This is a genomic window from Oceanospirillum sediminis, from assembly GCF_014164585.1.
Classification (GTDB): Bacteria; Pseudomonadota; Gammaproteobacteria; order Pseudomonadales; family Halomonadaceae; genus Oceanospirillum; species Oceanospirillum sediminis.
Genome location: NZ_JACJFM010000017.1, coordinates 72,173 through 84,041, shown reverse-complemented (window position 1 = coordinate 84,041; position 11,869 = coordinate 72,173). Strand labels below are relative to the sequence as shown.

The following is an 11,869-nucleotide window of genomic DNA, read 5'->3' as shown; positions in this document are numbered from 1 at the left end:
AGTCAATCAGCACTGACTGATACTCTATCCGCTATCCTGTTTATTATTGGCTTGTTGCCAGAGGAGAAAACAATGTCTGCACTGATAAAAGAAGAAGTGCTGAGTGTACATCACTGGACAGATAACCTGTTCAGCTTTAAAACCAGTCGGGGCAGCAGTCTGCGTTTTAAAAATGGCCACTTCATCATGATAGGGCTGGAAGTTGAAGGTCGTCCTTTGATGAGAGCCTACAGCATTGCCAGTGCAAACTATGAAGACCATCTTGAGTTTTTCAGTATTAAAGTACCAGATGGTCCTCTGACCTCTCGTTTACAGAATATTCAGCCTGGTGATGCTCTGATGATGAGCAGCAAACCCACGGGGACTCTGGTCAATGACCACTTACTACCGGGTAAAAATCTGTATCTGATCAGCACAGGCACTGGCCTTGCGCCTTTTCTGAGTATTATCAGAGATCCGGAGATTTATGAACAATACGACAAGGTGATTCTGACTCATGGCTGCCGCTATATCAGAGAACTGGCTTATCAGGACATGATCCTGCAGCAACTGCCAGAAAATGAATATTTCGGTGATCTGATCCGTGAAAAACTGGTTTACTATCCGACAGTAACCCGAGAAGAATACAAAAATACCGGACGTCTGACCGACCTGATGCGTAGCGGAAAGCTGTTTGAAGATCTGGGGATGCCAGCATTTGATACTGAAAATGATCGTTTCATGATCTGTGGTGGTCCCAGCATGCTGAAAGAAACCTGTGAAATACTGCAGGAAAATGGATTTACTGAAGGGAAGAACAGTGGCGCAGGCCATTATGTTATTGAAAGAGCTTTTGTAGAAAGCTGATTCAGTAACCCCTTGTTCAAGGTCCTGTTTTATCGTACCGGGTCTGCAGTAGCCAATTTTTATCTTTGAATATAAAGCTACAGGATTCTCTGGTTTGTTGCCGGGGAATTCTGTAATGGCTGGCTGAGACTCTTTTGTCATGGCTGGCCAGCGGCGCACATTTGATCTTTCCTGATATTAATATACTTTCCTATCCAATCTGTCCTCTCCTTTACCCTGATATAGGAACAAATTTGCCTATTTCATAAGCTGTCAGAGTATTGCTTTGCGTTATATCCTGCCGTACATTACGACGGCAGAACATTATGGAATAAAAGTGATGGAGCAGAATTATCAACTATCCGGGCGTATCTGGATTGAAGGTCCTGATGGGACTTATCTGGGCGCAGGCAGAGTGACTCTGCTGGAAAATATCCGGGATCATGGTTCGATTAGTGCCGCCGCCAGAGCAATGAAAATGTCGTATAAACGGGCATGGAATCTGGTGGATTCAATGAACAGGCAAAGCCAGACCCCCGTCGTAGAACTGACAACGGGGGGGAAAGGCGGTGGTGGTGCGGTTCTGACAGCCAGTGGTATAAAAGCAATTGCATGCTTTCGTGCAGCTCACAGAGATTTCCAGGCATTTATGGCCGATCGTAGCGAACAACTCAATTTATGAATATCACTGCATATATCAGATCTCTGTCAACCCTACGTGTCCTTTTTGTCAAGGGGGGGATTTCTGTCCTGATAATTAAGATCTGTATCAATATACTGTTCTGTCTGTCTTTGCTGCTGATCAGCTCCGGGTTAATGGCCAGTGAGAGTACAACATCATTATCTGAGTCGAATCATTCGATACGAGTCGCTGTTGCCAGTAATTTTGCTCCAACGTTGAAGGTGATCAGCCAGCGTTTTGAAAAACTAACCGGACACAAAGTGGTTCTGGTTCCGGGGTCCACGGGAAAACACTATGCTCAGATTCGCAATGGCGCACCTTTTGCGCTATTTTTTGCTGCAGACAGTGTCCGCCCGGAACGTCTGGAACAGGAGAAGCGTATTGTCCCCGGCAGTCGTTTCACCTATGCCTCAGGTAAACTGGTACTCTGGAGTCCTGAAAATCACGCCGCCCTGAATCCTGAACAGTTACAGCCGGAGCACCTGACCTATCTGTCCATTGCCAATCCCAGACTGGCGCCGTATGGCAAGGCTGCAAAAGAAGTGCTGGATCACATTCAGTTATGGGATAAATTGAAAGGCCGGATTGTGATGGGGGAAAATATTGCTCAGGCTTATCACTTTGTTTCCAGCGGCAATGCTCAGCTGGGTTTTGTGGCCTGGTCTCAGGTACTGCAGCGTAATGGGCAGGATAAAGGCAGTTACTGGCACCCGCCATCAGGCAGCTATTCACCGATACAGCAACAGGTTGTTCTATTACAGGCTGATCCTGTTGCCCGACAGTTTCTGGATTATGTCCGTTCCAGTGATATTCGTCAGCTGATTGCCAGTCGCGGTTACCTGATGCCGGATATGCTGGCAAATCATCTGTCACAGCCTTTGTATCATCAATAGTACGCTCTATCATTTTTATAATCTGACGGAAAATCACCGGATAATGGATGTAAACGATTTCACCGCCTTAATGCTGACCCTGAAGCTGGCTGGCATTACAACCATTATCCTGTTACTGATAAGTACACCTCTGGCCTGGTGGCTGGCAACCAGTCAATGGCGCTATCGTTTTCTGGCAGAAGCGGTAATAGCACTGCCACTGGTGCTGCCACCGACCGTGATCGGCTTTTATCTTCTTGCTCTGATGGGGCCTAATGGCCCGATTGGTGAACTGGTTCGCTGGCTGGGCTTCCGGCCTCTGACTTTTTCCTTTACTGGCCTGGTGGTCGGGTCTGTATTTTATTCTCTGCCTTTTGTGGTTCAGCCCTTACAGAACAGCTTTGTTCGTATTGGTAAGCGTCCGCTTGAAGTTGCCGCAACTCTGGGAGCCTCTCCGAAAGACCAGTTTTTCAGTATCGTTCTGCCTCTGGCTCGTCCGGGGTTCCTGACTGCTGCAGTACTGGGCTTTGCCCACACCCTGGGTGAATTTGGTGTGGTGTTGATGATTGGCGGTAATATCCCCGGAGAAACCCAGGTAATCTCTATTGCGATTTATGATCATGTCGAAGCGCTGGAATATAGCCAGGCCCACGGATTGTCTGCAGGTCTGTTGCTGCTGTCATTTATTCTGCTGATGATCGTATATGGCCTGAATCGTCGTTTTTCGGTAGTACGGCTATGACAATAGAAGTGCATCTGACACTGCAACGAGAGAACTTCACTCTGCAAACCAGTCTGAGTCTGCCTGCCTCTGGCGTCACTGCACTTTACGGCCCATCCGGTTGCGGTAAAACCACATTGCTCAGAGCTATTGCTGGTCTTGAGCCTGCTGCGCAAGGCATTGTAAAAACCAATCAGGCGACCTGGCAGGATAAGCAGCATTTCACGCCTGTTCATAAGCGTGCTATTGGCTATGTTTTCCAGGAAGCCAGCTTATTTGAACATCTGACGGTATATGACAATATCGCTTATGGAATGAAACGCCGTCAGCCACACAACCGGGTTGAATCCGAATTCAGTCTGGATCTGCTGGGCATCAGGCATTTGCTGGATCGACATCCGGAGCAACTATCTGGCGGGGAACAGCAACGGGTGGCCATTGCCAGAGCTCTGGCGACTCAGCCAGATATGTTATTGCTGGATGAACCCTTAGCAGCACTGGATAATGCACGCAAACAGGAAATTTTACCTTATCTGGACAAACTACAGCAGAAGCTTAGTATCCCTGTGCTGTATGTCAGCCATGATCCACATGAGGTGTGTCGCTTAAGTCAGTATCTGGTGATTATGGACGAAGGGACTGTGGTTGAGCAGGGAGCCACATCCTCTCTGATGTCAGCTCCATCTCTGTCTGGTTCTTCTTTATTTACTGTATCTCAACCGGAAGAAAATCAGATCAGCCACTTATCGAGAGACAAATATATTATCAAAGCCAGGGTAGATGGATTTGACGCAGAGTCCAGCCTGAACAGCTTATCGTTTTCAGGTGGCACCTTGCTGATTCCGGGCGAAGAGATAACTCAACCATCCGTATGTGTCGAAATTGCTGCATCAAATATTCATCTGACCACGCAACCCGGTCAGGTATCCAGTATGCTGAATACCCTGCCTTGTAGCCTTATCGATCTGCAGCCTTGCTCACCTGGCTACCTGACTGTCAGACTGAAACTGGGAGACGAGATACTGAATACCAGAATCTCCCGGAAAGCAGCCAGTACAATGGCATTACGTAACGGCCAGCGGTTGTTTGCTCAGTTTTCTGCTGAGGTGGCATCATCCTGATCCCCAAACACCGGGCGTAAGAAGCTTCTCTCATAGCTGACGATACATCGGGTCTCTTCAGCATAACGAAACGCAGCCTGACAGGCTTCATCCTGCATGGATTGCTGACGGTAACACTCGTATTCTGCCAGCGACGGAAATGAAAACAGAGCATAAGCGATATGACTGGCACCTTCTGATGGCAGAAAATAACCATGATGCTGGCCGCCAAATTGATTTACCAGAGGTATCCAGAGCTTTGCATAATGCTCGAACTCAGCAATTTTCCAGGGATCAATAATATACTTCAGATAACAGGTAACCATGTTTTACTCCTTATCCATGAGTGGGGATAGATACATCTGATTTTTCAGGTCGTTAGTTATCAGACTGAATCTGACAGGAATACAAAGAAGGTTACTGTATCCCTGTTGTTGTCAATCTTTCCAGAACGGTTTGTTCAGCTCCTGACTGACATCTGCATTGCTCAGGCCAATATCTTTAAGCTGGCGTTTATCAAGATAACGCAACTGCTCTCTGGTCTGATAATTCCGTATCCAGTGAAGCAGCTTGTCCGTGACCTGCCGGAAACAGTGGTGGTCGGACTGTTTTTTTACTGTGGCAGGCATTAATTTTTCTTTTCTGATTTCGCGATCGCCTGCAAAAGAACGGTCAGAGTCACATACTGTGCAACTACTGGCTGACATAATAATACTCCTGTTCAGGTGGAAGAACTGGCTTTAATTTTCATCAAACCGGCTTATACTGACAAACGAGTATTTTTTACATTCAGTTAAGAAAATCTTAAGTTATTATGTCTTATCCATCACTGCCCGGCATACTGTCAGGACGCATGCCTCCCCTGAAAGCCTTACGTGTATTTGCCGTCGCGGCTCATTACCAGAGCTTTAAACAGGCGGCAGAGCATCTGTTTGTCACTCAGGCAGCCGTCAGTCAACAGATTCGTTTACTGGAAGAACATCTTGGTCAGACACTCTTTATCCGTTTAAACCGTGAGGTGCGTCTGACACCGGCTGGCCAGACTCTTTATCCCTTTGTGATCAGTGGCTTTGAAGAATTATCTCGCGGGCTTGAACGCTTGAATGAAGATTCCAATCCGGATGCTCTGATTATTAATTGTCTGCCCTCCTTTGCCGGGCGCTGGCTGGTTCCGGGGCTGGGTAGTTTCCAGCAGCAGAATCCGGCATTAACCGTCAGTATCATTCCGGGGCATGCGCTGGAAACGTTCGAACACAGTGACACGGATCTGGCTATTCGATTCGGCAGAGGGCATTATCCCGGCCTTAAAACCGAGCTGTTACTGGAGGACTACTATTTACCGGTTTGCTCTCCTTCCATCCTTGACCGGTATGATCTCAGTAAACCCGGACTGGGCGGCATCCCTATACTGAGTGATGATCTGCCCGATGATGATAATCTTTGGCCTGATTTTGCCCGGCGTGTCGGTTTGCCTGAACCGATACACTCCTCGTTGCTGGTACATGATGCCACCATGCTGACTGATGCTGTGCTGGCGGGCCAGGGTCTGGCGCTTTTGAGATTCAGTCTGGCATACCGGTTAATAGAATCTGAGCAACTGGTGTGCCCTTTGCCTTTTTACTGGCACTCTGTTTTTTCCTACTTTCTGGTTGCACCAGAGCATCATTTCCGACGGAGTAAAGTGCAGAAATTCCGCCAGTGGATTGCAGAGGAAATTCTTGAAATATCAGCTAGCTGGAAAAAAGTATCCGACACACTATTATCCGGTTTTGAAGCGAACTCTTTACCGGATTCAGACTCTGAACCGCCAGTAATACAACAAGCCTGCGGTCCTTATTCCACCTCAGGAAAATGCTGATTTCAGTGGGCTTAAAAAAGTCGCAGAGATATCTGAATAGCAACACTGTCGTATTTTTCGGTCAACGTCTGGAGTAGATGACAACCTTATGCAGAAAAAACATTGGTTCAGAAGAACTCATTCGTATAGCACCCTGGCAACTGAAGCATGAGATCTGTGCATTGTATCCATGACATTTAAAAGTGGGTTAACAGGATAGTCACCATACTGAAAACATTGCGGCGCAGCATAAAAACATATCATCTGATAAATTAAGGATAAATAGATGAACTTCAATCTGCGGTCTATGGCGATTCGCTGGCGTCTGGCTTCTATGCTTTTGGTGACTTTAGCTGGTATGGCTATTCTGGCTGTTGTTGCGCTGAATGAAATCAGGTTTTCAATGCAGGAAGAAAAAAGTCTGAAAACTCAGCATCTGGTAGAAGCTGCGCACCAGATGCTGGACTTCTGGCATCGTAAAGTTGAAACAGGAGAGCTGTCACCTTCAGAAGCCAGAAACCATGCACTTGATTCCCTGAAAGCGATGCGATATGGCGATAACGACTATTTCTGGGTTCAGGATATGCAGGGTAATATCGTGATGCATCCAACCCGTCAGAATCTGGAAGGCCGGAGCGTACTTCATATAAAAGACCCTGACGGGATCTATATGTTTAAAGAGATGACAGAGCTGGCCGGAACTCATGGTAAAGGTGTTATCCATTACTCCTGGCCTAAACCTGGCCAGGATAAGGCTATTAAGAAAGTAGCTTACATAGAATATGAACCTCAATGGGGCTGGATTATTGGCTCAGGCATCTACCTGGATGATATCGATAAACAGTTCTGGAGCAGTGCCCGGCTATTTATCATTATCGCAGGCATTGTTGCTGCCATTATTGCCGTGATGGTGATTACTATCTCTGGTTCTATTATCCGTCCTATCAATCGCACGGTTGAAGCAATGGATGAAATCAGTCAGGGCGAAGGCGATCTGACTCGTCATATCGAGGCCGAAGGTGATGATGAGATATGCCGTATGGTCCGGCACTTTAACCGGTTTGTGGATAAAATCCATGATCTTGTTTATGAAGCCCGTCAGTCAACTAATCAGGTCGCTACTGCAGCAGAAGAGCTGGATACGATTACGACCAACAGCAGTAAGCTTATTCAGAAACAAACGGATGAAACTGATCAGATGGCTACGGCTATTGACGAAATGACCCAGACTATTGAAGATGTGGCCAGAAACGCAGCGGATGCAGCAGAAGCCGCCCGAAAAGCTGACCTTCAGGCCGCCCACGGCAGTGATAAAGTGGCTGCTGCGATTGATAGCCTGAGTCACCTGGTCAGTAAGGTACAAAGCTCTGCAAACGTGATTCATCAACTGGAAGAACGTAGTGAGGCTATTGGTAGTGTGCTTGGTGTGATCAGAGATGTGGCTGAACAGACTAACCTTCTTGCTCTCAATGCGGCAATTGAGGCGGCCCGTGCCGGAGAGCAAGGGCGGGGATTTGCCGTTGTGGCTGATGAAGTCCGGCAACTGGCTGGCAGAACTCAGCAGAGCACAGAAGAAATTCACTCGATTATCTCAGCGCTGCAACAAACAGCCGGGACTGCTGTCACTGAAATGAGATCCAGCCTGAATCAGGCTGATCAGACGGTAGATGTCGCTAATCAGGCCAATGAGGCATTACAGATTATTCGGGATGCCGTTACTCAGATTAATACGATGAATATGCAGATCGCCAGTGCTGCGGAAGAACAAACCGCAGCTGCCAGTGAGATCAGTAAAAATGTATCCAATATGGTTGAACTGGCAAACCAGGGTAATGCCTGGACCCAGGATACGGCTACAGCCAGTCACGAAATGGCACAACTGGCAGAAGGGCTAAGAGGTATTGTGGGGTCATTCAAAGTCTGACAGTAGATGCTCTCATGGCCTGTTTTTGATTCCGGGTCGGTCTGATCATTGATGTTTTTCGTTCTCCGGGTACGAAAAACATCAGACCCTCTTATTCGCGTCTGGTTTACCACGACAAAAATTGATCTATCTCAAGTAAAAATATCTAAAAAAATTAAACCTTTAAGTATCCTTGCCGATATCTAATATCATTGAAAGAAACGAACCCGAACAGATCGATACAAAGCCGGACTATAAAAAGCTGTCTGATTACTGCTAAAAACATCCGGGATGTTACTACCTCTGAACAATATCAGGTCGTTAACTTGGGCTACATCAATGGGTAGCTAACTGGCGGAGGATGCCATTTTGAGAGTTCGATTAATAAACAGTGCATATGGCGTCAGCTTCTGGCTGGCTGAGATACGGCTTACAGGCAGAGATAAACTTTTGAGTGCTCAAGGAGAAACCTTTACAGAAGCCTTTAAAAGTTGTCTGGATAAATATCAGAGAACCTCCTGCTAAACGGGTTCTGATCTATCAGCCATAAACTGGCTTCTGTTCTCCGTTCGGACTTTTTTCGCTAAACTGGTTGCAGATATATAGAGATATAAGCACGAAAAGATAGGCCCTCATTTGTTTTAATAAGCTGTGTGTGTGGATCTCACAGATAAGCTCAATAGCTCTCCCGGGTTTGATAGCCCTGCTGTATCTTTAATTTGCCTTTACAGAGCAGAGCGCTTCAGTTCTATGGATTGCACTGTTCTGTCAGACGACCCTTTGATATTTCTGAACATCACTCAGGCTGCGACATTTTGCAGCAGGTCAGGTAGTGCCGTTTTTATGAAGAAGCAGGCATAATATTGTTATATATTCACATATTATCCACCTGCAAGCAGATACTCTTTTTCTAATGACACAGCCTTTGCCACTTTCAACTCCGGGTAGAAACCTGATTCGTCTCACTTTGATGAGAGGCATTGCCTGGAGTGGTTTTCTTCTTTCTGTCATCGTCGGAACAGAAGTTCTGAGCATACACTTGCTGGCCGTCCCTCTCATGCTGATCATCATTGTTATGGCTGGCCTGAATATGCTGACCTGGTGGCGTCTTAGAAAGCCCTGGCAAGTGACTGACTCAGAATATCTGTTTCATCTGCTGGCGGATGTTATCGGGCTGAGTATGTTTTTCTATTACTCAGGAGGTGCCAGTAACCCCTTTATCTCGTACTTCCTGGTGCCTCTGACTATCAGTGCTGCTACTTTACCCTGGATTTTTACCTGGATTATTGCCGCTGCAGTACTGAGTGCATACACCTTCCTGATGCAGTTCTATATTGCTGTGCCTGAACTCAGCCATGCTAATCATGCTGGTATCAATCTTCACCTGCTGGGAATGTGGTTGAACTTTCTGTTGTCTACCGGATTAATCACAACCTTTGTGTTTAAAATGGCACATACACTCAGAGCCAGAGAGAAAGCGCTGGGCGAGGTCAGAGAGCAGTTAATGCGGGATGAACAGATTCTGGCCGTCGCTACTCAGGCGGCAGGGACGGCCCATGAGCTGGGCACACCCTTATCAACACTGGCGGTTATGATTAAAGACCTATCCCGGGATTATCCGGATGATCCTTTACTGCAGGAAGATCTGGAGCTGATGAAGGAACAGGTTGATAGCTGTAAAAAGAAGTTGCAGCAATTATCCCGTCAGGCCGATATGAATCAACAACTCAGACAGAGCCGTGTGCCCGTCTGTGATCTGTTACTGCCTGTTATTGAATACTGGAAAGTACTGCGTCCCGAGGTGAAATATACCCTGCACAGTCCTGATGCTGAACCTGTTCCAGAGATCTATACCGATCAGACACTGGAGCAGGCCCTGTTAAATCTTTTGAATAATGCGGCGGATGCCAGTCCGGGTCTGGTGGATATCAGCGTATACTGGGATGATGAAAAAGTGCGTATCATTATTCGCGACTATGGTCCGGGTATTGCCCCTGATATTGCTGAAAAGCTAGGTGAAGCGTTTGTCTCCACTAAAGAAGAGGGTATGGGGATTGGTATGTTTCTGACCCATTCAACAGTCAACCGGTTTAACGGTACTGTGAAGCTATATAGTCCCGAAGATGGCGGCACCATTACGCAGGTCAGTCTGCCTCTGGCAGAGACAGAATAAAAGCACATTACGATTTTCTGAAGAGGCGGCAGTATGCCTGAAACACGTTTTCTGATCGTTGATGACGATCCTGTTTTTTCCCGGGTACTGGCCCGTTCTCTGACTCGTCGCGGGTATAGCACTCGTGTGGCAGAGTCTGCTGAGGAAGCCTTGCCTGTAGCCATAGAGTTTAATCCCCATCTGGTGACGCTCGATCTGAAAATGGAAGGTGAAACCGGTTTGTTGCTTCTGCCCAGACTGCTGGAAATACAACCGGATTGTAAGGTGGTAATCCTGACAGGTTATTCCAGTATTGCAACCGCGGTTGAAGCGATTAAGCTGGGTGCAGTCAATTACCTGTGTAAGCCTGCCGATACCGATGAAATTCTGGCAGCGCTGGAACAGGAAGAAGGTAACCCGGAACAAGCCATTGCTGAAAAACCGATGAGTGTTAATCGTCTGACGTGGGAGCATATTCAGAAAATACTGAATGAGAACGATGGTAATATCTCTGCAACAGCGCGCCAGTTAGGTATGCACAGAAGAACGTTGCAAAGAAAGCTGCAAAAACGCCCGGTACGGGAGTAATCATTAGCAGGTGCGGAGTGATTACTGACTCGTTTTATTTGTCCTGAGCAGATAGAGTGTATTCGCCCGGATAATAAAAAATCAGGCAGATATTCCTTTTCGGCCTGATTTTTATCAACTTATAATTCGTCAGTATACTGGCAGTTCGATATGCTCAAACAGTTCATCCAGATCGGTTTTTGAGCCACACGACAGCGCCTTATCAATCAGGTCCCGGTCCAGATGAGGTGCAAAACGGGTCACAAACTCATACATGTAACCGCGCATAAAGGTGCCCCGGCGAATGCCAATCTTGGTCGTGCTGGACTGGAACAGATGGCTGGCATCCAGAGCAACCAGATCAGTATCAACCTGCTCATCGTATGCCATACGCGCAACGATACCGACACCCATTCCCATACGGACATAGGTTTTAATCACATCGGAATCTGCTGCAGTAAACACCACTCTGGCTTCTAACCCTGCCGAGCTGAAGGCTTCATCCAGTTTTGAGCGTCCGGTAAAGCCAAAGACATAAGTGACAATAGGATGTTCAGCAACATGCTTCAATGTCAGCGGGCCTTTGACACGAGCCAGAGGGTGATCTTTGGGTACCAGAATACAGCGATTCCAGCGATAACATGGCAGCATCACCAGATCGCTGAACAGCTCCATTGCTTCCGTCGCAATAGCAAAATCCGCCGCACCTTCCGAAACCATCTCAGATATCTGCATAGGTGTGCCTTGCTTCATATGCAGGGATACATCCGGATACTTGGCGATAAAGTCTTTAATCACTCCGGGCAATGCATATCTGGCCTGAGTATGTGTGGTGGCCAGAGTCAGGCTGCCAATCCGGTCATCACTGAACTCCTGGGCAACCTGTTTTATATTATCAACCGTACGCAGTACCTGACCTGCCAGTTCAATGACAGCCTGTCCAGCAGGTGTAATTCGGGTCAGGTGTTTACCGCTACGGGCAAAAATTTCTATGCCCAGTTCATCTTCCAGTAAGCGGATCTGCTTACTGATACCAGGCTGCGACGTGTAAAGACTCTGAGCGGTTGCAGATACATTAAGATCGTGATGTGCAACTTCCCAGATATAACGCAGCTGCTGTAGCTTCATTCCGCCTTTCCTCTCGTGACTAACGGTTTTTAAGACAATTATGCCATAAAAATATAAATAAACATTACTTTTAAGAATATAG

At 47.0% G+C, this 11,869-nt stretch carries 12 protein-coding genes; 9 read left to right on the top strand and 3 right to left on the bottom strand.

What is annotated here, in order from left to right:
- The first annotated feature begins 72 nt into the window (after nucleotides 1-72).
- The 5 genes from H4O21_RS13770 (at nucleotide 73) to modC (ending at nucleotide 4,221) form a co-directional block, all read left to right on the top strand.
- A complete protein-coding gene (locus H4O21_RS13770; RefSeq protein WP_182809448.1) occupies nucleotides 73-846 on the top strand; it encodes a ferredoxin--NADP reductase in 774 nt (257 codons plus the stop codon).
- A gap of 265 nt (nucleotides 847-1,111) precedes the next feature.
- On the top strand, nucleotides 1,112-1,507 hold the full coding sequence (locus H4O21_RS13765; protein ID WP_220495663.1) for a winged helix-turn-helix domain-containing protein: 396 nt from the start codon (nucleotides 1,112-1,114) through the stop codon (nucleotides 1,505-1,507).
- 134 nt (nucleotides 1,508-1,641) lie between these two features.
- A complete protein-coding gene (modA, locus tag H4O21_RS13760; RefSeq protein WP_182809447.1) occupies nucleotides 1,642-2,400 on the top strand; it encodes a molybdate ABC transporter substrate-binding protein in 759 nt (252 codons plus the stop codon).
- Nucleotides 2,401-2,443: 43 nt separating this feature from the next.
- Nucleotides 2,444-3,121: a molybdate ABC transporter permease subunit gene (modB, locus tag H4O21_RS13755; protein ID WP_220495662.1), complete on the top strand. Its 678-nt coding sequence runs from the start codon at nucleotides 2,444-2,446 to the stop codon at nucleotides 3,119-3,121.
- Nucleotides 3,118-4,221 carry a molybdenum ABC transporter ATP-binding protein gene (modC, locus tag H4O21_RS13750; RefSeq protein WP_182809446.1) on the top strand — a complete coding sequence of 368 codons (1,104 nt, stop codon included), beginning with the start codon at nucleotides 3,118-3,120 and terminating at the stop codon, nucleotides 4,219-4,221. Before modB ends, modC begins: the two co-directional genes overlap by 4 nt.
- On the opposite strand, the gene H4O21_RS13745 is transcribed toward modC, so the two are convergent.
- Both H4O21_RS13745 and H4O21_RS13740 read right to left on the bottom strand, forming a co-directional pair.
- On the bottom strand, nucleotides 4,191-4,526 hold the full coding sequence (locus H4O21_RS13745; RefSeq protein ID WP_182809445.1) for an NIPSNAP family protein: 336 nt from the start codon (nucleotides 4,524-4,526) through the stop codon (nucleotides 4,191-4,193). The two genes, modC and H4O21_RS13745, sit on opposite strands and share 31 nt — an antisense overlap.
- Nucleotides 4,527-4,637: 111 nt before the next feature.
- The gene (locus tag H4O21_RS13740; RefSeq protein ID WP_182809444.1) at nucleotides 4,638-4,907 is read right to left on the bottom strand and encodes a DUF1127 domain-containing protein; all 270 of its coding nucleotides are present in this window, start codon (nucleotides 4,905-4,907) and stop codon (nucleotides 4,638-4,640) included.
- Between the two features lie 107 nt (nucleotides 4,908-5,014).
- On the opposite strand from H4O21_RS13740, the gene H4O21_RS13735 reads away from it, so the two are divergent.
- From H4O21_RS13735 to H4O21_RS13720, 4 genes are all read left to right on the top strand, one after another.
- Nucleotides 5,015-6,058: a LysR substrate-binding domain-containing protein gene (locus tag H4O21_RS13735; RefSeq protein ID WP_182809443.1), complete on the top strand. Its 1,044-nt coding sequence runs from the start codon at nucleotides 5,015-5,017 to the stop codon at nucleotides 6,056-6,058.
- 265 nt (nucleotides 6,059-6,323) lie between these two features.
- Nucleotides 6,324-7,961, top strand: coding sequence for a methyl-accepting chemotaxis protein (locus H4O21_RS13730; RefSeq protein ID WP_182809442.1), 1,638 nt, complete (start codon nucleotides 6,324-6,326; stop codon nucleotides 7,959-7,961).
- A gap of 892 nt (nucleotides 7,962-8,853) precedes the next feature.
- A complete protein-coding gene (locus H4O21_RS13725) occupies nucleotides 8,854-10,113 on the top strand; it encodes an ATP-binding protein (RefSeq protein WP_182809441.1) in 1,260 nt (419 codons plus the stop codon).
- Between the two features lie 33 nt (nucleotides 10,114-10,146).
- The gene (locus tag H4O21_RS13720; protein WP_182809440.1) at nucleotides 10,147-10,680 is read left to right on the top strand and encodes a response regulator transcription factor; all 534 of its coding nucleotides are present in this window, start codon (nucleotides 10,147-10,149) and stop codon (nucleotides 10,678-10,680) included.
- A 129-nt stretch (nucleotides 10,681-10,809) separates the two neighbouring features.
- Here H4O21_RS13720 and cysB read toward each other — a convergent pair whose 3' ends face one another.
- Entirely contained in the window at nucleotides 10,810-11,787 is a 978-nt protein-coding gene (gene cysB, locus H4O21_RS13715; RefSeq protein WP_182809439.1) for an HTH-type transcriptional regulator CysB, read from the bottom strand.
- Nucleotides 11,788-11,869: the final 82 nt, after the last annotated feature.

Excerpts from the sequence above, each read along its gene's own strand:
- H4O21_RS13745 (WP_182809445.1), bottom strand. The coding sequence starts at position 4,526 with ATGGTTACCTGTTATCTGAAGTATATTATTGATCCCTGGAAAATTGCT.
- H4O21_RS13735 (WP_182809443.1), top strand. The coding sequence starts at position 5,015 with ATGTCTTATCCATCACTGCCCGGCATACTGTCAGGACGCATGCCTCCC.
- modA (WP_182809447.1), top strand. The coding sequence starts at position 1,642 with ATGGCCAGTGAGAGTACAACATCATTATCTGAGTCGAATCATTCGATA.
- H4O21_RS13740 (WP_182809444.1), bottom strand. The coding sequence starts at position 4,907 with ATGTCAGCCAGTAGTTGCACAGTATGTGACTCTGACCGTTCTTTTGCA.
- H4O21_RS13730 (WP_182809442.1), top strand. The coding sequence starts at position 6,324 with ATGAACTTCAATCTGCGGTCTATGGCGATTCGCTGGCGTCTGGCTTCT.
- cysB (WP_182809439.1), bottom strand. The coding sequence starts at position 11,787 with ATGAAGCTACAGCAGCTGCGTTATATCTGGGAAGTTGCACATCACGAT.
- H4O21_RS13725 (WP_182809441.1), top strand. The coding sequence starts at position 8,854 with ATGACACAGCCTTTGCCACTTTCAACTCCGGGTAGAAACCTGATTCGT.
- modC (WP_182809446.1), top strand. The coding sequence starts at position 3,118 with ATGACAATAGAAGTGCATCTGACACTGCAACGAGAGAACTTCACTCTG.
- H4O21_RS13770 (WP_182809448.1), top strand. The coding sequence starts at position 73 with ATGTCTGCACTGATAAAAGAAGAAGTGCTGAGTGTACATCACTGGACA.
- modB (WP_220495662.1), top strand. The coding sequence starts at position 2,444 with ATGGATGTAAACGATTTCACCGCCTTAATGCTGACCCTGAAGCTGGCT.
- H4O21_RS13720 (WP_182809440.1), top strand. The coding sequence starts at position 10,147 with ATGCCTGAAACACGTTTTCTGATCGTTGATGACGATCCTGTTTTTTCC.